We start from the raw sequence: 20,963 nt of genomic DNA, 5'->3' as shown, positions 1-20,963 counted from the left end.
CCGGCGCGGGCGGTTGGGGCATGACCGTGGTGTCCATAAAGCAAATGTTCGCCGGCCACGCGCAGCAGGCCGCAATGGTAGCGGCCGGCTCGGCGGGCGGCGGGTTTTATAGCAAATTTTACTACATCGTCGACGACGACGTAGACCCAACGGACTTGGAAGAAGTTATGTGGGCAGCCACCACCCGCTGCCGCTGCTCGGAAGACATTGAGATTTGGCGCAATACTTGGTCCACTCCGCTCGATCCCAGCAAGAACCCGCCGGATGACCGCCCCTATGGCTCCAAAGCTTTCATCTTCGCTTGCAAACAGCACAAATATATCAACAGTTTCTCCAAGCGCACCGCTATGACCAAAGCCAGCTACGACAATGCCCACGCGCGCTGGAAAGAGCTTGGCATGCCGGGCGATGCCGCGATAATCGGCTTTTTCGACGACATGAAAAAATAATCGCCGGGCTGTTTTGGGTCCCCGCGCTTTAAAAAGGCGCGGGAACCCATATGCTATCTATTTTTCCCTCTCCATACTCAGCAAAGGAGGAACAGCCATGAGTAACAATGTCGCAGCAAACCCGGCTCCCGGAGGGACGCAGCCCGTGCCGGCGGCCAGAAGGAATATCGGCCTGGTTTTGGGCTTGGCAGCGTTTGCCGCCTTGTGGTTTTTGCCGGTCCCCGGCCTTAGCCAGAACGGTTCACGGGCGATGGCCGTGGCCGCGCTGACCGCTATCTGGTGGATAGCCGCCGTCATGCCGCCGGCCTTTCCTGCCGTTTTGGCCTGCGTACTTTACTTCGTTCTGAAAATATCGCCGCCGGCCGATGCCTTCAGCGGTTTCGCCAGCCCCAGCATCTGGATGTTGCTCTTCGCCCTGATCATGGCCAAAGGCGTGGACAAATCCGGGCTGAGCAAACGGATCGCCGCCATGCTCATGAAGAAAATGCCGTTATCTTTTGAAGGCATGGTGATCGTTTTTATTGCCATGTGTTTTATTTTCCCCTTCTTCATTCCCGCCGCGCCGGCCATCGTGGCCTTGATCATGACGCTGGTCCTCGGCTTTATGGACGCGCTCGGCATAGAACGCAGCCCCGCGAACAAGGTCAGCGCCGGCCTTACTTGTTTTATTGCGATTTTGGTCCTGACCTTCGGGCGCGTGCCCATGACCGGCGCCATGCCCAACCTCGTCGTCGTCGGGCTGGTACGGGAACTGACCGGCGTGGAAGTAACCTGGATAGGCTGGCTTGTTTGCATGTGGGTTGCCGCGCCCATATCGGGCATCGTAACCTATTACTACATCACCCGAAAATACAAGCCGGATGTCGCCATCGACCCGCAAACCATGCGCGTCCAGATCAAAAAAACAGTAGAAAGCTTAGGGCCTGTGTCCACGCCGGAAAAAAAGACCCTTGTCTTGGTGCTTGCGGCTATCCTGCTCTGGGCCTTTGACTTTTATTTGAAGATCGGCACCAATCAAATCGGCATCATCATCGGCATACTCTACCTGATGCCTTATACCGGCGTGCTCACTATGGCCGACTTCAAAACTTTGCCCTTTGACATATTTGTCTTTGCCGGAGGATCGTATTCCATGGGCGTAGTGCTGTCCAAAACCGGCTTTGCCCAGTGGGCGGCGTCCGGCATCACCGCCTTTCCCTTCCTGCAAGGAAGCAGTTTCCTGGTGGCCGGTACATTCGTCTTGCTCTTTGCGGTGGCTCTGCATTTCATTCTGGAAACATGGGGAGTAGCGTCCCTGATGACGCCGATCATTGTCAAGGCAGGAATTTTGCCGCCCAAAGCGGTAACCATGCTCCTGCCTTATGGCGCGGGGTTTTATATCTTCCCCTATCAGGCCACGCCCATTATCTTGTCTTTGGGATTTGGCACCACGAGTTGGAACGACATAACCAAATATGGCATAATTATGACCTTGGTAGGCATTGCGCAGGGCATCCTGTTCCTGGGCACCTACTGGGCGTGGACCATGCTTTGATATTTTTTATCCATAGCCGTCCGCTTAAAGCCTTGCCGCCGGGCAAAAGAAGTACCGGCCCTGATTTTACGGCCATTTTTCTACAAGGGGTGATTGTCTCGTGGCTGCCGCGCAAAAAAGCGACCTGCTGAAAAAATTTGGTCTTGTCTTAGGGCCGCTGCTTTTACTGACGGTATATTTTTCTTCGGTGCCCGGCCTTAGCGCGGCCGGGCGCGGCGCCTTGGCGATAGCGCTGTTTACCGCCGCCTGGTGGGTTTTCATGGTAGTGCCGCCGGTTCTGCCCGCCCTGTTTGCCTGCATACTGTTCATGGTATCCGGCGTTGCCAAGCCTGTGGATGCCTTTGCCGGGTTTTCCAACCCCAGCATCTGGATGATCGTGTTCGCTTTGGTCATATCCAAGTCGGTAGACGCCTCCGGTTTGGGCAAAAGGGTCGCCATAAATATCATAACCGCCGGCAAGCTGACTTTTGGCCGGGTGGTGGCGGCCATGATTTTTCTTTGCACAGTGGCGCCTTTTTTCATACCGTCCGGGGCGGCCTATGTTGCCCTGCTCATGGCTTTGGCGGTCAGCGTGATAGACGCCGTTGGCCTGCCAAAGGATAAGCGCAGCCAACTCGGCGCGGCCATTACTTGCTTTGTTGCCGTTCTGTCCCTGATGATGGGGCGCATACCGCTTACCGGCGCGGTCGCCAACATTATTTCCATCGGCCTGGTCAAGGAATTGGCCAATACCGATATAACCTGGCTGGAATGGTTTGCCAACATGTGGCCGGTCGGCCCTGTCGTACTGGCCGCCACATACCTATATTGCACTAAAGTTTATCAGCCGGAAGTGAACTTTGCCGATCCCCAAGTCAAGGCCAAACTTATTGCCAAGCGCGATGCCTTGGGCGCGATGACGGCCAAAGAGATCCGAGCCGCCGGCTTTGTCTCGCTGGCGCTCGTATTGTGGGTAACCGGTGCCTGGCACGGCATAAGCACCAACGCCGTCGGCGCCATCGTAACCGCCCTGCTGCTGCTGCCGGTCATCGGCGTGGTCGGCATGGAGGATTTCCAAAAATTGCCCTGGCACATCTTTATCTTTGCCGGCGGATCTTTTTCCATTGGCGTAGTGCTCACCAAAACCGGCGTAGCCGAGTGGATCGGAAATGCGGTGAGCGGTTTGGAAATCATAAGTACCGGCGGCTTTGCGGTAAAAGCCGGGTTCATCGTATTGATCGCTTTTGTCGTGCATATCCTTTTGGAAACGATGGGCGAAATAAGCCTTCTGGTACCAATCTTTCTCAAATCCGGCCTGGTATCCGCCAAAGCGGTGGCCATGCTGGTGCCCTACGCCGCCGGGCTGTACCTGTTTCCCTACCAGGCGACGCCGATCATCTTGTCCCTCGGCTTCGGCATCTGCAACTGGAACGATATACTAAAATACAGCTTCTTCATCTGCGCCGTCGCTATCATACAGGCTTTGGTGTTCCTCACTTCTTACTGGGCCTATACCATGGCGTAAAAGCGGAAAGCGGGGATTGTCCGATGAAAAGGATCATTGTAGGCATTTCAGGCGCCAGCGGGCAGATTTACGGTATACGCCTGTTGGAATTGCTCCGCCGGTTTTCCGAAGTAGAAATACACTTGGTAATCTCCGACTGGGCAAAAAAAACTATGCGCCTGGAAACCGACTGGACAAGCGAGCAGGCGGAGGCCTTGGCGCACCGCGTGTACGACTGCGCCGATCAGTCGGCGGCAATTTCCAGCGGGTCGTTTCCCCGCGCCGCCATGTTCATAGCTCCATGCAGCGTAAAAACTCTGTCGGCCATAGCCCATTCTTATACCGACAATCTTTTGCTTCGCGCGGCGGACGTAACGCTAAAAGAACGCAAGCCCTTGCTGCTGGCCTTCAGGGAGACGCCTTTTCACGCCGGGCATATTGAACTCATGCGCCAGGCGGCCGGAAACGGCGCGATCATCGCGCCGCCCGTGCCGGCTTTTTACAACCGCCCCGCCACCGTCGCCGAATTGGTTGACCATACCATATGCCGCTATCTTGAACTGTTAGGGCTTAGCGTTCCCGGCGCCAAACGCTGGCAAGGCACAAACGCAAATTGAAAATAACCAAGCGACCGGAAGCCGCTTCTGCGACAATGCAGAAGCGGCTTCCGGTCGCTGATTTCCCAGGATAAGGCTGTCCGCGCGCGATGGGACAACCATCAAGGCACTATAGTCATTTAGGGCAACAGCTATTGAAGAAATAAGTCCAATCATGCGATAAATATAATATGGCATACGATATAAAATAGAGGGAAAGAGCGCTTGCATTCAAGAAAGCGGGACACGCCTTCGCCGAGTTGAAAGAAGCCTTCGGGATTACGGCGGCGACCCATTGCGACCGGAGCAAGCGGCAAGATTGACCCGGAACGACTGCCGAGGGCGATTGAGGATAAGCCCGCCATCTATCTGCGCGAGTTGGCCGCCAAATTCCATTGCGCTCCAATCCATTGCGTACCGCCCAAGAAGCGTTTCAAACCAAGCCCTTTGAGCAAGGCAAATAAGCTCCGCAACCACAGCATTTCAAGTCGGCGTGCGCTCAACGAACAGGTGCTTGGCTTTGTCAAGCGGTTCAGAGTTGTTGCCGCACGTTACCGTAACCGCATTAAACATTTTGCTCTCCGCTTCACTTGGTTTGTGGGTTGTGTAACGTGGGCAGAGCCGTTTAGGTTGTGCAGGAAGTCTATTTAACATTCAGAAGCGATTTGGTGAAAAAAACAAAAACGCGGCAGGGGGCTGGCCAATGATCGTGGGCATAGGGTTGGATATCGTTGATATAAGGCGCATACAAAAGGCCATAGAGAAAAATTCGCTGGCCGGGAGGTTTTTCACGCCAGCGGAACGCTCCTTTTGCGAGGGGAAAAAAGTCGGCAGGTACGCTTCTTACGCCGCGCGTTTCGCCGGCAAGGAGGCTTTTGTCAAGGCGTTGGGCACGGGTTTTCGCCACGGGCGCTTTCAGGAAATAAGCATAGAAAATGATGTTTTGGGCTGTCCGCAAGTATTGCTTTCAGGCTGTTATTCGGATATTATTAAAACCAGGAATATTGACAGGATACACATTTCGCTCAGCCACTCCCACGCATGGGCGGTTGCGGAAGTCATTCTGGAGGCGGACGTATGAAGGCGGCTTTCAGCCACGAAATGAAAAATATTGACCGGCGCGCCACGGAGGAGGCCGGGCTTCCGAGCGCCGTTTTGATGGAGAACGCCGGCGGCGCGGTAGCGCGGCGGGCGATGGAGATTTTAGGCGGCGCCCCCGGCAGGAAGATATGTGTATTCGCCGGGCGGGGCAACAACGGCGGCGACGCTTTTGCCGCCGCGCGCTATTTGTTGAACGCGGGCGCACGGGTCAGGGTTTTTCTGATCGATGCGGCGGAAAATTTGACCGCCAACGCCAGGATATTTTTCGGCGTATTGCAAAACATGCGGGCGGCGATCGTTTGCTTGGGCAAAGATGACTTGGCTTGGGACAAAGCCTCGGTCCACCTGGCTTTTGCCGATTTGATCGTTGACGGCATCTTCGGTTCGGGCTTTCATGGGGTTTTGTCGGAAGAATATAAAAGGGCGGCTGAACTAATAAACTCCAGTGGGCGGCCGATCCTTGCTATTGACCTGCCGAGCGGAGTAGAGGCAGATAGTGGCCGGGCAGCGGAAAACGCTGTGTGGGCGACCCACACGGTTGCTTTTTCCCTGCCCAAGCCCGGGCTGTTCCTTTTCCCCGGCAAAAGCTGCGCCGGCGTTGTTTCCGTTGCGCCCATCGGCATCCCATACAATATTATCGCGTCGGAACCCGTGCGCCAGAGCATTATCACGCCCGAACTAGTGGCGGCGCGTCTTCCCGCCCGCTCCCCGCTCGCGCACAAGCATCAGGCCAGAGTGGGCGTAATCGCGGGCGCGCGCGGCACTTCCGGCGCGGCGGCGCTGTGCGCGGAAGCCGCCTTGCGCGCGGGCGCGGGCGTTGTCAGATTGTTCACGGCGGACGATGCCGCAAAAATTTTGTCGGCCAAACTGACCGAAGTCATAGTTGATGCTTTGCCGTCCGGCGAAACGGAAGGGCTTGATTGCGGCGGGTTTGAACTTTTGCTTGAGAAAATCGCTGCTTTTCCCGTGCTGGCGGTCGGCCCCGGTCTGGGAACAAAACCCGGGACGGCGGACGTGGTTTGCCGGCTGGCGCTGGAGACTGACAAACAGTTGGTCATGGACGCGGACGCCTTAAATATATTGGCGAAAAACAGGCAAATCCTGCCGAAAATAAAAAATCCGCCCATATTGACCCCGCATCTTGGCGAGATGGCAAGACTCGCCGACATGGCGGCGGCAGAAATAAAAGAAGTTGGACTGCTGGAAACCGCCAGGCGCTTTGCCATCGAATGGGGGGCTGTCCTGGTGCTGAAAGGCGCGCCTACGCTTGTCGCCCTGCCGGACGGGGATGTGTTCATCAATACTGTCGGCAATCCCGGTTTAGCTACTGCGGGCAGCGGCGACGTTTTGACCGGCGTCATCGCCGGGCTTGCCGCGCAGGGCATGGATTCCCCGTCCGCCGCCGTTTGCGGCGTGTATTTGCATTCCCTGGCGGCCGATCTTATCGCGCAAGAAGGCATGGTCGGCCTGGCGGCGGGAGACGTGATAGCCGCTTTGCCCAAGGCGCGGCTGCAACTGACGCCTATGCGGGATAACTGACAAATGGGCGGGAGAAGGATAATTTTACTGGCAGCGGCTATCGCCCTGGCGGTACTGGCTGTTTTCAACTGGTTGACCGCTCCTTCGCGGCCGGAGCTTTCCGGGCTGACCGTAAAGGTACTTGCCATAGGGCAGGGAGACGCCATACTTATCCAAAGCGGACGGGACGCCGTACTGGTGGACAGCGGCGATGTCGGCGCGCGCAAGGAGCTTTTAAGGCTGCTTGGCCAGGAAGGGGTAAAGGAGTTTGCCCTTGTGGTAGCGACACATCCTCACGCCGATCATATCGGCGGCATGGAAGCCGTGCTGGACAAATATCCCGTTAAAAAAATCTTGGACAGCGGGCAGATCCATACAAGCAAGTTGTTTGCCGATTATCTGAAAAAAGTGGCGGCCAAAAAGGTCGAGTTCGTCAGGGCCAAACCCGGCGAGCGCTACCAGTTGGACGGTGGAGCGCAAATCGAGGCGCTTTGGCCGGAAGAGGAGTTTTTGCGCGGCACGGACAGCGACTTGAATAACAACAGCGTCGTGCTGCGCTTGACCAAGGGCGCATTTTCCATGCTGCTGACCGGCGACATTCAAAAAGAGGCGGAAATGGGACTGCTTAAAAAATCGGGGGACAAGCTCAAAAGCGATGTTTTAAAAGCGCCGCACCACGGCAGCAATACTTCCTCCACCACAGCTTTCCTCAGGGCGGTAAACGCCGAAGCCGTAATCATAAGCTGCGGCAAAAACAATGATTATGGGTTCCCCAAACCCGCCGTTTTGCGCCGATATAAGGAAAATGACATGGAAATTTACATAACGGCAAAGGACGGGACCGTAACCGTGTCCGCTGACGGCAAAAATTATGAGATAAGCGGCGAGCTTTTCCAGGATAAGACAAAAAGGAAAAACAAATGACTGTTTTATTGGTTGTAGACAGGATAGAAGAAGGCATCGCGGTACTTTTGCCCCAAGACGGCGGGACGGGAGAGATAAAGTGCCCGGCGTCGCTGCTTCCTCCCGTAAAAGAAGGCGACGTCCTGCGCGCGAGTTTTGAGCCGGATCCGGACGAAACGCAAAAATGCAGGGACGAAGCGCAAAAATTGCTGCGGGAATTGCTGGGGGAATAATTTTTTATTTGCCGGAGGTAGGATGTTGCGGTTAAAAGGAATTTGTTTTTTGCTGGCCGTGTTTTTGGCGGCCTTCAGTTCAAGCGCTGCGGCGGCGGCCAAGAACGAGATTACCGGTATCCGCTGGTCGGTGCAGGACAACAGTTCCGATGGTTCCCGCGTCGTGCGCATCGTCGCGGACGTGAAAAGCCCGGTGAAGGTGTTGTCCGCCTATGACGACAGCAAAAAAACGCTCACGGTAAATATCAACGGCGCGTTGCCGGGCGGCAACACTGGCAATCTGCCGATCAAAACGGACAAAATAAAGCAAGTCGTGGGGCAGAAAGCGTCCTCCGGCGACAGCCGCCTGGTCATAAGCCTCACCAGCTCCCTTCCCAAAGACGGCTATAAAGTGTTTGTCCTGAAAAAGGACTCTGAAAATAAAAAGCCGGACAGAGTGGTCATAGATATCTTTGAGCGGATGCCGCAGCCGGCCGGCGCGGCCGCCGGGCTCAAAGGCAAGATCGTCCTCGTCGATCCCGGGCACGGCGGCAGCGACCCCGGGGCGGTAGGTCTTAACGGCACCAAAGAAAAAGATTTTACCCTGAAATTGTCGGTCAAATTGCGGGATGCCCTTGTCAAAGAAGGCGCCAAGGTAGTCATGACGCGCTCCGGCGACACTGACGTGCACAGCCGAGGCGCTACGGCGCGGGATGAACTGCAGGCGCGGGTGGATATAGGGATCAAGGCGAAAGCCGACATTTTTGTCAGCGTGCACAGCAACGCCAGCGTCAAGCGCGAACAGGGAGGGCTTTCCACTTATTATTACGCCAAGACGCAAAGGGACGCGCTCTTGGCGGAAAGTGTGCAAAACAGCCTGACCCAGGGATTTGCCCTTGAAAACAAGGGCGTCCGGCAAGCCGATTTTTATGTTACCAAAAGAAGCCCTATGCCTGCCATCCTTTTGGAGATCGCTTTTATATCGAATCCGGCCGAGGAAAAACTTTTAAACAGCAACTGGTTCCAGAACAAGGTGGTCGCCTGCATAGTGCAAGGGATCGGTAACTATTTCAACAAAAACAGCGGCGGGGGGGCAAAGAAATGACGGCGGGGAAAACAGCGGCGGCCGCCGCTTTGGGTCTTTGGCTGCTGGCATTGGCCGGCTGCGGGTTTTTTGGCGGCAGTCCCGGCGCTTCATCAAGCGGCAAGGAGGCGCAAAAGGAACAAATCACGGTTACCGTTTACCGTCCCGGCCAAACCGGCGACCTTTTATATCCGGAAAAATACACCATGAACAAAGAACCGGGCGTAAGCCCGGCGGCAGCCGCGATAGGCGCCCTGCTCCGGGAAAAGCCGCAGGAAGAAAGCCATGTCAATATTTTCCCGCCCGGCATCAGGCTTGTTTCCCTGAAAGTAAAAGGCGGCCTGGCGGAGGCCGATTTCAGCAAAGAAATGCTCAAAATCGGCATCGGCGGCTCGCTTTACGAAATGCTGTTAGTAAGCTCCATCGTCAACACCCTGACGGAATTTCCCGAAATAACCAGCGTGCAACTGTTAGTGGAAGGCAAAAAAATTGATACGATCGGTGGGCATATGGATATAATCGATCCGTTAAAACGAAACGCGAGCCTGATCGGAAAACCGTAGCCCGCCGCCCGGGCGGTTCGCGCCATAAGCCGGGACAGGCGCCGCGAGGCGCTGTGCGGAGAGGCCGGTCGCGCTTTCCCGCGAAATCCGCTATACATATACCCTAGGTACGCGAGCCGCTATATTGCAGGCCAATTCGTAATTGATCGTGCCGACCGTTTGCGCAAGTTCTTCAAGCGTTATGGCTTCCCCGCCCTGCCTGCCGACAAGGATCGCTTGGTCGCCCGCCTTGGCATCGCAATTTGCGCCGAGGCAGACCATCATCTGATCCATGCAGACATTGCCGACGACGGCGCAGCGGCGGCCGCCGATCAAAACCTGCGCCCTGTTGGACAAAAGGCGGCTGTAGCCATCGCCGTACCCTAACGGCAGCACGGCGATCCGGCAGTCCTCTTTCGCTCGCCAGGCCATCTCGTAGCCTACCGATTCGTTGGCCGACAGGCCTTTTATATATGAAATACGGGTGGCCAGTTGCAGCGCGGGCGATAGTTTGTATCGTGCCGCGATGAAATCGGAAGGATACAGCCCGTACATGGCAACGCCCGCCCGCACCAAGTCAAAATGGCTGTCCGGCAGGGTGAAGATAGCGCCGCTGGCCGCCGCGCTGACAAGCGGCGGGCGCAGGCCCGTTTCTTCCAAACGGCCAACCAGGGCGCGGAACTTGCCGAGCTGTTCGTGGGCATAGGCAAGATCCGGCCCGCCGGCGGACGCGAAATGCGTGAACAGCCCGGAAAAGTGCAGGCCAGCCATATTTTTCAAGCGGCCGGCCAATTTTATGGCCTCGGCATGGCTTGCGCCGATGCGGTTCATGCCGGTATCCACCTTAAGCATTGCGCCGACCGGCCGGCCAGTTTTTCTGGCGGCGGCGGCCAGCGGCGGCAGATGTTCGTCGGCGCAGACCGTAACCGTCAAATTGTGGCGAGCGCAAACATCCGCCTCGTCCGGAGCGATGAGGCCGAGAACGATGACGGGCGCAGCTATGCCGGCTTGCCGCAGGGCGACCCCCTCGTCCGGCAGGGCGACCGCGAGATGGCTGCAACCGGCGGACAGGGCTGTTTCCGCGACTGCAGTCAGGCCGTGCCCATAGGCGTTGGCTTTAACGACCGCCATGACGCCCGTCTTGGGGTTGGCAAGCTGGTTTTTTATTGTCCGCAGATTGTCTTTTATCGCCGCGAGATCAATTATGGCCTGGGTATGGCGCAAATACATCACCTTTCTTCCGGCCCGGCCGCGAACGGGCCAATCTTCTTGCCGGGACGAAGGGAAGCCGTCCGCACATATTTAATTATACAAGAAAATGTTGGGGAAGGAAGTCTTTAATGCAATGAAAAAAAATTTTTTTTGCCCCAACCCGCAGGCAACGGAAAAACTTGGGCTGCTACTGGGCAGCCTGCTTAAAACGGGCGATTTTGTCAGGCTGGAAGGCGAACTGGGCGCCGGCAAGACCGCCTTTGCCCAAGCCGCCGCGCAAGGCGCCGGAGTAGCGCCGGGCATGGCGACCAGCCCTACTTTTAATATAATGAACATTTACGAGGGGCGCGTACCGGTCAGGCATTTTGATCTTTTTCGGTTAGAATGTGCGGAAGAACTTGATTTTGTGGGGTTCGGCCATTACAGCGGCGAAGAGGGCATAAACATCGTAGAGTGGGGGGAGCGCTTTCCGGAGGCGATGCCGGCGGAAAGCCTTGTGGTGAAAATCGCTGTTTGCGAAGCCGGCCGCCTAATTGTTTTTTTGCCGGCCGGCGCGCGCTACGAAGAACTCTGCCGGGAGGTGGAACGTGCTTATACTGGGCATTGACACTGCTACCAGCGTTTGCTCGCTGGCCTTATACGATGGCGAGCGCGTGCTTTCCGAATATAGCGCGGACAACGGGCTTACCCACTCGGAGAAGATGATGCCACAGCTACAGCACCTTTTGGACAGTTGCGCCGTTTTGCCGCGCCAGCTCTCGGGCATAGCCGTCAGTTTGGGCCCCGGATCTTTTACCGGCCTGCGGATCGGACTGTCTTGCGCCAAAACTATGGGTTACGCCCTTAAAATACCGATAGCCGGCATAGCGACGCCGCTTTCCTTAGCCTGGAACCTGCCGCTGCCGGGCGTTTGGCTGTCGCCGCTCATTGACGGGCAAAAAGGCAATGTTTACCAGACGGTTTATGAATGGCGGGCGGGAAGCATGCTCGAGGTGGAAAAAACGACTTTGAAGCCTTACGGCGAGGCTCTGGCCTTTTTGTCGCAAAGTGGGCGCGAATGTGTGCCGCTCGGCGAATGTATCGTTGCGCCGCCGGGCGGATGGCCCAAAGGCGTCAGCCCTGCCCCCCCGTACGTTTGCAAACCGCGCGCGGCCGTTGCCGCCTTCTTGGGCTACGCGCGCGTAGCGGCAAAGGATTGGGACGATCCGTTCACTTTGGAACCGTATTATATGAAAAAATCAGAAGCGGAGATATTATGGGAAAAACGCCGGACAAATGCTGCAACGTGCGAAAGATGACAGCAAGCGACGTGGAAGCGGTGGCAAAGGTGGAAGCGGACGCCTTCCCTTTTCCCTGGCCGGCGTCTTTTTTCGCCGGCGAGCTGGAAAACCCCCTGGCGGTCTATCTGGTGTTGGAAGCTGCGGGCGAAATAAGCGGTTACGCCGGGTTTTGGATGGTGCTGCGCGAAGCGCAGGTAATAAATATAGCCGTACATTCCCGCGCCAGGGGCCGGGGAATGGGGGAACTGCTGGTCGGCGCGCTGGCCGCCGCCGCCGCGCGCTTAGGGGCGGAAAGCATCATATTGGAGGCGCGCGCTTCCAACAATGTAGCGCAAGCCCTTTACGCGAAAGCCGGATTTGTCAGATGCGGGCTGCGGCGGGGCTATTATCAGGACACCGGCGAGGACGCCGTGCTGATGCGGAAAATTATGACAAGGCAAAACAGCGAAAATGATTAAAGACACTATCGTTCTCGCGCTGGAAACCAGTTGCGACGAAACGGCCGCCGCCGTGGTCGTTAATGGGCGCGGCGTGCTCTCCAGCGTAATATCGTCGCAAATACCCATTCACCGCCGGTTTGGCGGGGTAGTGCCGGAAATCGCCTCGCGCCGCCACGTCGGGCAGATCCTTGCGGTTATTGATCAGGCCGTGCGGGAAGCCGGCGTGGATTTGTCCCGGATTGACGCGGTTGCGGCAACATACGGGCCCGGCCTGGCAGGCGCGCTGCTGGTCGGGATAGCGGCGGCCAAAGGGCTGGCTTTTGCTCTCGGGCGTCCGCTCATTGGCGTCAATCATTTGGAAGGGCATATTTACGCAAATTTCATTGAGCACCCGGAACTGGAGCCGCCATTCGCCGCTTTGATCGTATCCGGCGGGCATACCGCGCTCCTAAACGCGCCCCAATACAACCGCTTTGAACTTTTGGGCGCCACCCGGGACGACGCCGCAGGCGAAGCTTTCGACAAAATAGCCCGGGCGCTCGCCCTGCCTTATCCGGGCGGCCCGGAAATAGAAAAGCTGGCGCTCGTGGGCGATCCCGCAGCAATAGCTTTTCCGCGGGCGATGAAAGGCGAACAGTTTGATTTCAGTTTCAGCGGCTTAAAATCGGCGGTCGTCAATTATCTTAACAACGCGCGGCAGACCGGGGCCCTAATCAGCAAAGCCGACGTCGCCGCCAGTTTTCAGGCGGCGGTGGTCGACATGCTGTCCGAGCGGGCGGCGGCCGGCATAAAGGCCTGCGGGGCGAAAAAAATAGTGCTGGCTGGCGGCGTGTCCGCCAACAGCAAATTGCGGGAAGCCATGGCGTCGACGGCAAAAGAATTGGGCGCGTCCCTCTATTATCCGTCGCCCGCGCTTTGCACCGACAACGCGGCGATGATCGCCTGCCGCGCTTATTATCTTTGGCGGGACGGCTTTATAAGCGATTTGGCAATAAATGCGTGTCCGGCGCTTTCATTCGTTAAAACCTGATTTTCCATATTTGCTTGACGCACACAAACAAAAAAATGTTGATTACTTCGGAAAACGAGCAAAACCGGCGAAATATGTGTTGATAAGTCTGTTGATAATGTTTATAACCTTGTGGATTATATGTTTTTGCCAAATTTTGACAAATAATTATCCACGGCATAAGTATGTAATATATAAATAAACGGCAAAAACAAGCGCATTGTAGCTATAAATAATCTAAATAGGTGTTTTTGCCTGTTTTAGCGCAAAAAAACGGCAAAAAGGGATTTTTTTCGATGCGCCCGTTTCTACGCCATTTGTTTTTATCGCGCGGCGGCAAAAAGCGCAATTGCCTTGCCCTCTGCTATAGGCTGTTTCCCTTGGATTTGCCACAAGCGGCCATTTTTGCTATAATGAATTGTCAGAGCTTCCCAAAAGTGTTTGTTTGGCCTATGCAAATCTGAAACGCAGGGAAATGCGTTAAATTATGTTGCGCAAAAAGTTGGTTATAGGCATAATTGCCGCATCTTTCTTTGTTTTTGCGCAATGGGGCCATGCCGTGGGCGGGCTGGTTGACTGATCCAGCGCTTTGTGCGGCAAGGTAAGCGCCCAAGGGCTGGCCGCCCGAGGCGGCAGCGCCAGGGAAGGGCGGCCCCTACTGCCGGCGGAAAGCGTTGCCGGGGCGGCGGTAACGGCGCGCCACGACAAGCGGCGCCATTGCCGAAGTATTGGTCAAACCGGGCGATATGATAAAAAGCGGGCAGATAGTCGCCCGCATAAAGCCATCGGCCTGACGCGAGGCGGGCATTGCCGCGGCTTTCAAATGCCGCTTCGAGGCGGCGATTGGACAAGGCTTCATTCAGCAATAAATTGGCCGCGTCCGATCATAAGTCCGCCGCCCTTTGCCGCCCTATAAACAAGGCGGACTTGGATGCGGGGCGGTTTGGCGATAAATTCACAGGCGCTTTGGGCGTATTTGGGGACGAGGTGGCATTTTGGCAATAAGAAAAGGTGTATTTCTGGCGGCAATATTTTGCCTCTTGGTTTCCGGCGGCGTTTTCGCCGCCGCGCCGGACATCATAACGACTGACGAGCTGCGAGCGGGCATGCGCGGTTTTGGCAAAACCGTCGTTTCCGGCGCGCTGATAGAGACTTTTGACGCCGAAGTGATCGGCGTCATGAAAAACGCCGGCAGTACGGGCGGCGACCTCATTTTGGTCAGGGTTTCCGGCGGCGCCATCGAAAAAAGCGGCGGCATCGCCCAGGGAATGAGCGGCAGCCCGGTTTTTTTCGACGGGCGGCTGGCCGGGGCGGTAGCGTTTGGCTGGCCGCTTTCTGACTCTACGGTGGGAATGCTTACGCCGATTGGCGAAATGCTGAAAATATCCGAAAATATGCGGCAAGATCTTGCCGAGCGGCAAAAAAGGAAAGAAGAAAAAGCGCTCAGGCAAAAAGAAGAAGACGAACTGCACCTGGAACAATTAAAAAAAGAAGCAGCCGCGCGGGTAGAAGAAGAAAAGAAAAAAGCGGAAACCTTAAAAGATTTAAACAGGGTGTCCGATCGCGAGAGCGTTTTGAGCGATACGGACAAAGAGGACAAAACCGCGCAAGAAGCTTCCGGCGAAAGTGAAAGCCGGGCAAATTCCGAAAACAAAAAAGGCGCCGCCGAAAGTAAATCCGCCCGGCCTGCCGTAGGGTGGCCGCTGCCCAAGGGGACGGCGCTGATGGCATCAGGCTTCAGCGAACAGGGGCTGGCCATCCTCCGGGAAGGGCTGAAAGATTGCGATATTGTGCCTTATAACGCCGGGCAGTCGCCGCCGCAGGATTTCGACGCTCCCTTGGAACCGGGCAGCGCGGTCAGCATAGAACTTGTTCGGGGGGACATCAGCTTGGGGGCCTTGGGCACGGTAACCTGGGTGGACGGGGACGAGGTGCTGGCTTTTGGGCATCCTTTTGCCCGGTTGGGAAAAGTGAACTATTTTCTGAGCAACGCCTGGACATTTACTACCATAAGTTCTATCAACAGCCCTTTTAAAGTGGGAGCGCCCGGCAAGCTGTTAGGGGCCGTTTTGCAAGACCGCGGCTCAGGCATTGCCGGCAAGATAGATCTTTATCCTGACGTCCTGCCCGTGCTTGTTACGGTAAATGACGGACGGCGCGGGATAAACAAGACCTATTCCATGCATATAGCCTACAATGAGCTGTTCGCTTCCTATCTGACCCAAGCCGCCGTGGTCAGCGCGGTGGAAAAAGCCATTGACAGGAAAGGCGAGGGCACGGCGCGGGTGAGGTTTGTCCTTAAAGCGCAGGACTTGCCTGAAGGCAAGCAAATTGTGCGCGACAACATGTTTTACAGCATGACCGATATCGGGGAAGTCCTATCCGGGGAATTAGTCGCGGGCATGAATTTGCTGGCGCGCAACCGGTTCAGGGAAGTCATGGTTACCGACGCCAGCGTTTATGTGGAGGTTTTGCCTGAACGCAATACCGCCACGATATTGTCGGCGCGCCCTTTGGTCAAAAAGGCGAAGCCGGGCGACGTCGTCGGCATAGAGGTTACCCTGCGGCCTTACCGTGGGGAAACCGTGAAAAAAATCGCGCATTTTGTCGTTCCGGAGGAACAGACGGCCGGCGAAATGCCGCTTTCGGTGCGCGGCGGCACGTCGCTTGCCAGCCTGCAGGCGGCGCTCAACCAGCAAAAGACGCTTGAGGCGGCCATGCTTTTAAGGCACGACAGCAACAAAAACAAAACCTTCGCGCAGGAAATAGACGAATTCAACAAGCGCGACCGCAACAACGACATAGTAATCGATCTTTTGGCCGGCGGCAAGAAGAACGGCAAAAAAGGGAAAAACGCCAAGAATGAACTTGCTGCGGAGAACATTGCCGAACAGGAAGAGCAAATAACCGAATTCGTGCAGGGCACGAAATACAAAACAAACACCGCCGCCTCTTATATTATAACGGGCGAGACGACTACGGCGCTCGAAATAGCCGGGGAGCCGGAGCAAAATTAGCAGAAGCTGAAAAGCAGCAGCAAAGGCCGCATAGGCCTGTCGGGAGGCCGCTCTTTTGGAAAAAATAGCCGCCCGCGCGGGGCGCTGGTTTATGGATAAAAGCGCCGGCACAGGAAGCATTGCCTTATTGTTCTGGCAGGCACTTGTCAGCTTCCCTGCCGTCAGCATTAGGGAAACCATCAAACAAATGACAAAACTGGGGGTCGATTCCCTGCCCATAGTCGTTGTAACAACGGCGGCGGCGGGCATGGTTTTTGCCGTCCAGACGGCGCAGGAATTTGCGAAGCTGGGCGCGTCCGACTCGGTGGGCGCGATCGTAACCATCGCCATGGGACGGGAACTGGTGCCGATCTTGTCCGGCGTGGTAGTCGCCGGCCGCGTGGGCGCCGCGATCACGGCGGAGATCGGCAGCATGAAGGTAACCGAGCAAATCGACGCTTTAAGGGTCATGGCGGTGAGCCCGGCGGTATATCTTGTCACGCCGCGCATTCTGGCCTGCGTCCTGATGCTGCCGATTTTAGGCATATTCGCCAATATTGTCGGTTCCTGGGGCGGGTATTTCGTTGCCCACGCTTATGCCGGCGTTACTTCTTACAGCTATTTAAATTCCATTAAAGTTTTCTGCGTCCCGTTTGACATTGTCGGCGGGCTGATCAAATGCATGTTTTTCGGTTGCATTGTCGCGACCGTCGGCTGCCACAAAGGGCTCAGCGCCGTCGCCGGGGCCGAAGGCGTGGGAGTCGCGACGACTGGGTCGGTGGTTTTGTCCATAATAATGATTTTCATCACCAACTACTTTCTTTCCGTACTTTTGTACGTATAAGCCGGGAGGCGGTTTTTTTGGCTGAACGGGCCATAAGCGTGAACGATGTCCAAATGGCCTACGGCGAGGCGAAAGTATTAAAAGGCGTGAATTTGGCCATAGACAGGGGGCAAGTGCTGGCGATCATCGGCCCTTCCGGGTCGGGCAAGAGTACGCTTTTGCGTATGCTCATAGGCTTGTCCCGGCCTACCGACGGCACTATTTTCATAAACGGCCAGCGGGTGGACAATTTCAACGAAAAAGAATGGAACCGGCTGCGAAAGTCCATGGGCATGGTCTTTCAATATTCCGCGCTGTTTGACTCAATGACGGTCGGCGACAACGTGGCTTTCGGGCTCAGGCAACATACGGGCAAAACAGATGGGGAAATACTCGCCATAGTGGAAAAAAACCTTGAAATGGTAGGGCTTGCCGGCTACAGCGGCTACATGCCCGGCCAGTTGTCGGGCGGGATGAAAAAACGTGTCAGCTTGGCGCGGGCGATCGCCACGATGCCGGAAATACTGCTTTACGACGAGCCGACGGCCGGTTTGGATCCGGTAGTGTCCGATGTGATAAACAACTTGATGCTGGAGACGAAAAAACGCCTGAAAGTAACCTCTGTGCTGGTTACGCACGATATGTACTCGGCCTTTATGGTGGCCGACCGCATAGCGATGATCCACGAAGGCTTGATCGTTGCCGAAGGTACGCCGACGGAAATATTAAAATGCGAACATGAAATTGTAAAAACTTTTGTACACAAGGCAATGCCGCTCGGAGGAATTTTAAATGAACAATGAAACCAAAGTGGGAATGGCCGTAATCGCCGGGCTGGCGATATTGATGGGCATAATCACTTTTCTTGGCTTTTTCCGTTTTTCCGCCGACAGCTATTTTATATCTATCAGATTCCAGCGCGCCGGCGGGCTAAAACCCGGCAATGTCGTACATTTTGTCGGCGTGCCGGTGGGTCAGGTGTATGAAATCAAAGTGGATGGCAACAACGTGCTGGTCAGAGCATCCATTAAAAACGGGACAAAGATACCCGCCGGATCCTCTTTCTGGCTCGGCTCGGAAGGGGTCATGGGTTCTATGTACGTTGACATAGACCCGCCGCGAACCGCTACGGACAAATACCTGCAGCCGGGGGACGAAGTGTGGGGCAGCCCCGGCGCGAGCGTGAACGACTTTATGATCGCCGCTTCCGGCGTATTGCAAAAACTGGAAGCGATGGCGGATGCGCTCAATGTCGTTTTCGGCGACAAACAGGTGCAGGAATCCATAATTACGACCATGCGCAACACGAAGGAAATAACCAATAACATCAACGGCCTTACCCAAGTTTTTGCCGAACTTGCCGGGGAGAACCGGGAAGAAATAAACAAAATGATCCGGCAGATGAGCGAGATGGCCTCGCAGATGAACAAAGCGGCTGAACGCGCGAACTCGCTCTTGGCGCAAATTGACGGCAACGGGCAAGCCGGCCGGGAAATCGCCGACATTTTGCGCAATTTGAAAAAGACCAGCGAAAACATGGAAAAAATAACCCAAAGCGTTGAAAACATGGCCGGCGACGCCGGTATGCAAGACGATGTCCGGGAGACCATCAAAAATGCCCGGCAGGCGAGCGAAAAAGCCAATAAACTGTTGGGAGCTTTCAGCGGCAAGGAAAAAGCCGCCGCCTTCGATGTGAAATACGCCGGCAAGCCGGACAGATACAGAGTTGACTTGAACTTTCGCGTCAATTACGCGCAGCGCGGCTTTTGGCTATTGGGAATGTCCGACATAGGCGAGGCGAACGACATGAACTTGCAGCTTGGCTACGGCACGTCAAGAGCCGCTTTAAGGGGCGGGCTGGTGTTGGGCGACGTTGGGGCGGGCGTCGATTACGCGCCGCTTAAATGGCTGCGTTTGTTCGCCGACGCCTACGATCCCAATGATTTTAAAATAAGAGTCGGCGGGGAAATAAAGTTGAGCGATAAAATTTCGTTGGTCGGGGAGAGCCTTGACGTCAGGAAGAAAGCGAACAATGCCGCTTATGTCGGACTGCGCGGCTATTTTTGAGCCGGCTGCGGCTTGTTGCGGGACAGCCGAAAAATGTTACAAATATGTTGCAATTTACAAACGCAAACCTGTTGACAGTGTAAAGGGCGGCAAATATAATTAATGACAGCGGACAAAGCGCAAAATGCCGCTTGGTTGGCGTTTTGCGCAGATTGACGAGGAGGATGGGACATGCGCGGCACATTACGCAAAAAAATTATTTCGGCGGTGTTTTTCGCTGGTTTTTTTCTGGCCGCCGGTTACGCTTTCGCCAATGAAAACACGGCGGAGGAAAATGCGGTTGTCCTTGACCTTGACAAGGCGATACAGATGGCCCTTGCCAACAATCCCAAAACGACGATCGCCAGCGGCAACTTAAAAAGCGCCGCCGGCAGCGTCAAACAGGCCCTCGGCCAGTACGGGCCGCAAATAGTGTTTCGGCACACCGAAAACCGCGTGAAAAACTACAAGAGCTTGCCGATAAGCATAACCGATAGCTTCGACAACAGCGCCTCGGTGAGTTTGCCTGTTTATACGGGCGGGGCGCGCAAAGGCAATTTGCGGGCAGCCAACAATAACTATGAAATAGCCAAACTGGAAATCGGCCGCACGGATCAGGAAGTGAAATTAGACGCGACATCAGCCTATTACACTGTCCTGCAGACGCGCAACTTGGTTGCGCTGGGCACGGAGTCCGTTGCCAGGTTGGAGGAGCACCTGAAGAACGTACAGGCGCAGTTTGACGTTGGCATTGTCGCCAAGGTGGATGTTTTGCGCTCGCAGGTGGAATTGGCCAACTCCCAGCAGGATCTGATCAAGGCGCAAAATTCCTATGACGTAGCCGTCGCCTCCCTTAACAACGTGGTAGGCCTGCCGCTGGAAACCCGGACGGTGGTTGACGACGAACTGACGCACAGCGATTACGTAAAGAGCCTGGAAGATTGCATTGATTTTTCCCGGCAGCACCAGCCGCAGATCATCCAGGCCGCCAAGGCCGTGGAAGCGGCCAAGGGCAGCGTAATGGCCGCGCGCAGCGGCTATCTGCCTGACATCAGCATTTCCGCCGGCTACGGCTGGGGGGACAGGGAATTTCCGGGCGATGAAAAATCAAGCTGGAGCGTCAGCGCCACAATGAATTTCACTCTTTTTGACTCCAATATCACCCGCGGACGGGTGGACAGCGCGCAGGGAGCGCTATCGCAAAGGCAGGCCGGCTACCGGCAGATCCGCGACAATGTTTTTCTGGCCGTGCGCAGCAACTACCTTAGCTTGCGCGAAGCCGAAAAGCGTATAGAAACCGCTTCGGTTACGGTGGAAACGGCGGAAGAGGACTATAAAATAGCTTTGGTGCGCTATCAAGCGGGAGTGGGCACCAATACCGACGTACTGGACGCACAGGTGGCGCTTACTCAAGCGAAAACCAATTACGTGCAGGCACTTTACGACTATAACACTTCCTGGGCAAACCTTGAAAACGCCATGGGCGTGCCGGTGGGTCCTTTGGCAAGGGAGCGGCGTTAGTTTCGCCGCCGCAGTAAGCGTTCCGGGCAAATTCAGCGGCAAAGGGCCCTCCAAGCGGGTTTCAGGTGAATTTTATGGTGCGTGGCCGGTAAAATGAAAAAAAGCAAAGTCGCGGCAAGCGCGGCAATCCTTGCGTGTTGCGTAGCAATGACCGCGTTGGCAAGCATTTACAGTTTTCTGCCCGGTTTTTTGGCGGCGGCCAAACAAGAAATAA

The 20,963-nt window shown here is 55.7% G+C and carries 22 protein-coding genes; 21 read left to right on the top strand and 1 reads right to left on the bottom strand.

Features of this window, described 5'->3' with window-relative positions:
• The 10 genes from LBO03_05390 to LBO03_05345 all read left to right on the top strand — a co-directional run.
• A partial coding sequence (locus LBO03_05390; GenBank protein ID MDR3349022.1) for a UbiD family decarboxylase occupies positions 1-449 on the top strand: 449 nt, incomplete at its 5' end.
• Between the two features lie 97 nt (positions 450-546).
• A complete protein-coding gene (locus LBO03_05385) occupies positions 547-1,983 on the top strand; it encodes an anion permease (protein MDR3349021.1) in 1,437 nt (478 codons plus the stop codon).
• A gap of 100 nt (positions 1,984-2,083) precedes the next feature.
• The gene (locus LBO03_05380; protein MDR3349020.1) at positions 2,084-3,487 is read left to right on the top strand and encodes an anion permease; all 1,404 of its coding nucleotides are present in this window, start codon (positions 2,084-2,086) and stop codon (positions 3,485-3,487) included.
• Between the two features lie 23 nt (positions 3,488-3,510).
• Positions 3,511-4,083, top strand: coding sequence for a UbiX family flavin prenyltransferase (locus LBO03_05375; protein MDR3349019.1), 573 nt, complete (start codon positions 3,511-3,513; stop codon positions 4,081-4,083).
• 682 nt (positions 4,084-4,765) lie between these two features.
• Positions 4,766-5,143, top strand: coding sequence for a holo-ACP synthase (gene acpS / locus LBO03_05370; protein ID MDR3349018.1), 378 nt, complete (start codon positions 4,766-4,768; stop codon positions 5,141-5,143).
• Positions 5,140-6,702, top strand: a complete 1,563-nt coding sequence (locus LBO03_05365; protein ID MDR3349017.1) for an NAD(P)H-hydrate dehydratase — start codon at positions 5,140-5,142, stop codon at positions 6,700-6,702. Before acpS ends, LBO03_05365 begins: the two co-directional genes overlap by 4 nt.
• Positions 6,703-6,705: 3 nt before the next feature.
• Positions 6,706-7,605: an MBL fold metallo-hydrolase gene (locus LBO03_05360; GenBank protein ID MDR3349016.1), complete on the top strand. Its 900-nt coding sequence runs from the start codon at positions 6,706-6,708 to the stop codon at positions 7,603-7,605.
• On the top strand, positions 7,602-7,817 hold the full coding sequence (locus LBO03_05355; protein MDR3349015.1) for a DUF3006 domain-containing protein: 216 nt from the start codon (positions 7,602-7,604) through the stop codon (positions 7,815-7,817). Before LBO03_05360 ends, LBO03_05355 begins: the two co-directional genes overlap by 4 nt.
• Positions 7,818-7,839: 22 nt before the next feature.
• The gene (locus tag LBO03_05350; protein ID MDR3349014.1) at positions 7,840-8,901 is read left to right on the top strand and encodes an N-acetylmuramoyl-L-alanine amidase; all 1,062 of its coding nucleotides are present in this window, start codon (positions 7,840-7,842) and stop codon (positions 8,899-8,901) included.
• Positions 8,898-9,443 (top strand): GerMN domain-containing protein, encoded by a 546-nt coding sequence (locus tag LBO03_05345; GenBank protein MDR3349013.1) that lies wholly within the window; start codon positions 8,898-8,900, stop codon positions 9,441-9,443. The genes LBO03_05350 and LBO03_05345 overlap by 4 nt, the downstream gene beginning before the upstream one ends.
• Positions 9,444-9,533: 90 nt before the next feature.
• On the opposite strand, the gene alr is transcribed toward LBO03_05345, so the two are convergent.
• On the bottom strand, positions 9,534-10,652 hold the full coding sequence (gene alr, locus LBO03_05340; protein MDR3349012.1) for an alanine racemase: 1,119 nt from the start codon (positions 10,650-10,652) through the stop codon (positions 9,534-9,536).
• Between the two features lie 115 nt (positions 10,653-10,767).
• Between alr and tsaE the strand changes: the two genes are divergently transcribed.
• The 11 genes from tsaE (at position 10,768) to LBO03_05285 (ending at position 20,749) form a co-directional block, all read left to right on the top strand.
• Positions 10,768-11,241: a tRNA (adenosine(37)-N6)-threonylcarbamoyltransferase complex ATPase subunit type 1 TsaE gene (gene tsaE, locus LBO03_05335; GenBank protein MDR3349011.1), complete on the top strand. Its 474-nt coding sequence runs from the start codon at positions 10,768-10,770 to the stop codon at positions 11,239-11,241.
• Positions 11,222-11,932 (top strand): tRNA (adenosine(37)-N6)-threonylcarbamoyltransferase complex dimerization subunit type 1 TsaB, encoded by a 711-nt coding sequence (tsaB, locus tag LBO03_05330; GenBank protein MDR3349010.1) that lies wholly within the window; start codon positions 11,222-11,224, stop codon positions 11,930-11,932. The genes tsaE and tsaB overlap by 20 nt, the downstream gene beginning before the upstream one ends.
• A complete protein-coding gene (gene rimI, locus LBO03_05325; protein ID MDR3349009.1) occupies positions 11,890-12,372 on the top strand; it encodes a ribosomal protein S18-alanine N-acetyltransferase in 483 nt (160 codons plus the stop codon). The genes tsaB and rimI overlap by 43 nt, the downstream gene beginning before the upstream one ends.
• On the top strand, positions 12,365-13,384 hold the full coding sequence (gene tsaD / locus LBO03_05320) for a tRNA (adenosine(37)-N6)-threonylcarbamoyltransferase complex transferase subunit TsaD (GenBank protein MDR3349008.1): 1,020 nt from the start codon (positions 12,365-12,367) through the stop codon (positions 13,382-13,384). Before rimI ends, tsaD begins: the two co-directional genes overlap by 8 nt.
• A gap of 695 nt (positions 13,385-14,079) precedes the next feature.
• The gene (locus LBO03_05315) at positions 14,080-14,157 is read left to right on the top strand and encodes a M23 family metallopeptidase (GenBank protein ID MDR3349007.1); all 78 of its coding nucleotides are present in this window, start codon (positions 14,080-14,082) and stop codon (positions 14,155-14,157) included.
• Positions 14,158-14,206: 49 nt separating this feature from the next.
• Complete coding sequence (locus LBO03_05310) at positions 14,207-14,368, top strand: hypothetical protein (GenBank protein ID MDR3349006.1); 162 nt, start codon at positions 14,207-14,209, stop codon at positions 14,366-14,368.
• Positions 14,359-16,380: a hypothetical protein gene (locus tag LBO03_05305; GenBank protein ID MDR3349005.1), complete on the top strand. Its 2,022-nt coding sequence runs from the start codon at positions 14,359-14,361 to the stop codon at positions 16,378-16,380. The genes LBO03_05310 and LBO03_05305 overlap by 10 nt, the downstream gene beginning before the upstream one ends.
• Before the next feature lie 55 nt (positions 16,381-16,435).
• Positions 16,436-17,203 (top strand): ABC transporter permease, encoded by a 768-nt coding sequence (locus tag LBO03_05300; protein MDR3349004.1) that lies wholly within the window; start codon positions 16,436-16,438, stop codon positions 17,201-17,203.
• 17 nt (positions 17,204-17,220) lie between these two features.
• The gene (locus LBO03_05295) at positions 17,221-17,985 is read left to right on the top strand and encodes an ABC transporter ATP-binding protein (GenBank protein MDR3349003.1); all 765 of its coding nucleotides are present in this window, start codon (positions 17,221-17,223) and stop codon (positions 17,983-17,985) included.
• The gene (locus LBO03_05290; GenBank protein ID MDR3349002.1) at positions 17,975-19,249 is read left to right on the top strand and encodes an MlaD family protein; all 1,275 of its coding nucleotides are present in this window, start codon (positions 17,975-17,977) and stop codon (positions 19,247-19,249) included. The genes LBO03_05295 and LBO03_05290 overlap by 11 nt, the downstream gene beginning before the upstream one ends.
• Positions 19,250-19,420: 171 nt before the next feature.
• Positions 19,421-20,749 carry a TolC family protein gene (locus tag LBO03_05285; GenBank protein MDR3349001.1) on the top strand — a complete coding sequence of 443 codons (1,329 nt, stop codon included), beginning with the start codon at positions 19,421-19,423 and terminating at the stop codon, positions 20,747-20,749.
• Positions 20,750-20,963 lie beyond the last annotated feature (214 nt).

The organism is Acidaminococcales bacterium, from assembly GCA_031290885.1.
Lineage (GTDB): Bacteria > Bacillota > Negativicutes > Acidaminococcales > JAISLQ01 > JAISLQ01.
The sequence above is the reverse complement of the archived record's forward strand: the minus strand, read 5'-3'. Positions and strand labels throughout refer to the sequence as shown.

Excerpts from the sequence above, each read along its gene's own strand:
- alr (MDR3349012.1), bottom strand. The coding sequence starts at position 10,652 with ATGTATTTGCGCCATACCCAGGCCATAATTGATCTCGCGGCGATAAAA.
- rimI (MDR3349009.1), top strand. The coding sequence starts at position 11,890 with ATGGGAAAAACGCCGGACAAATGCTGCAACGTGCGAAAGATGACAGCA.
- acpS (MDR3349018.1), top strand. The coding sequence starts at position 4,766 with ATGATCGTGGGCATAGGGTTGGATATCGTTGATATAAGGCGCATACAA.
- LBO03_05375 (MDR3349019.1), top strand. The coding sequence starts at position 3,511 with ATGAAAAGGATCATTGTAGGCATTTCAGGCGCCAGCGGGCAGATTTAC.
- LBO03_05365 (MDR3349017.1), top strand. The coding sequence starts at position 5,140 with ATGAAGGCGGCTTTCAGCCACGAAATGAAAAATATTGACCGGCGCGCC.
- LBO03_05355 (MDR3349015.1), top strand. The coding sequence starts at position 7,602 with ATGACTGTTTTATTGGTTGTAGACAGGATAGAAGAAGGCATCGCGGTA.
- LBO03_05290 (MDR3349002.1), top strand. The coding sequence starts at position 17,975 with ATGAACAATGAAACCAAAGTGGGAATGGCCGTAATCGCCGGGCTGGCG.
- LBO03_05285 (MDR3349001.1), top strand. The coding sequence starts at position 19,421 with ATGCGCGGCACATTACGCAAAAAAATTATTTCGGCGGTGTTTTTCGCT.
- tsaE (MDR3349011.1), top strand. The coding sequence starts at position 10,768 with ATGAAAAAAAATTTTTTTTGCCCCAACCCGCAGGCAACGGAAAAACTT.
- LBO03_05345 (MDR3349013.1), top strand. The coding sequence starts at position 8,898 with ATGACGGCGGGGAAAACAGCGGCGGCCGCCGCTTTGGGTCTTTGGCTG.
- tsaD (MDR3349008.1), top strand. The coding sequence starts at position 12,365 with ATGATTAAAGACACTATCGTTCTCGCGCTGGAAACCAGTTGCGACGAA.
- LBO03_05350 (MDR3349014.1), top strand. The coding sequence starts at position 7,840 with ATGTTGCGGTTAAAAGGAATTTGTTTTTTGCTGGCCGTGTTTTTGGCG.
- LBO03_05360 (MDR3349016.1), top strand. The coding sequence starts at position 6,706 with ATGGGCGGGAGAAGGATAATTTTACTGGCAGCGGCTATCGCCCTGGCG.
- LBO03_05385 (MDR3349021.1), top strand. The coding sequence starts at position 547 with ATGAGTAACAATGTCGCAGCAAACCCGGCTCCCGGAGGGACGCAGCCC.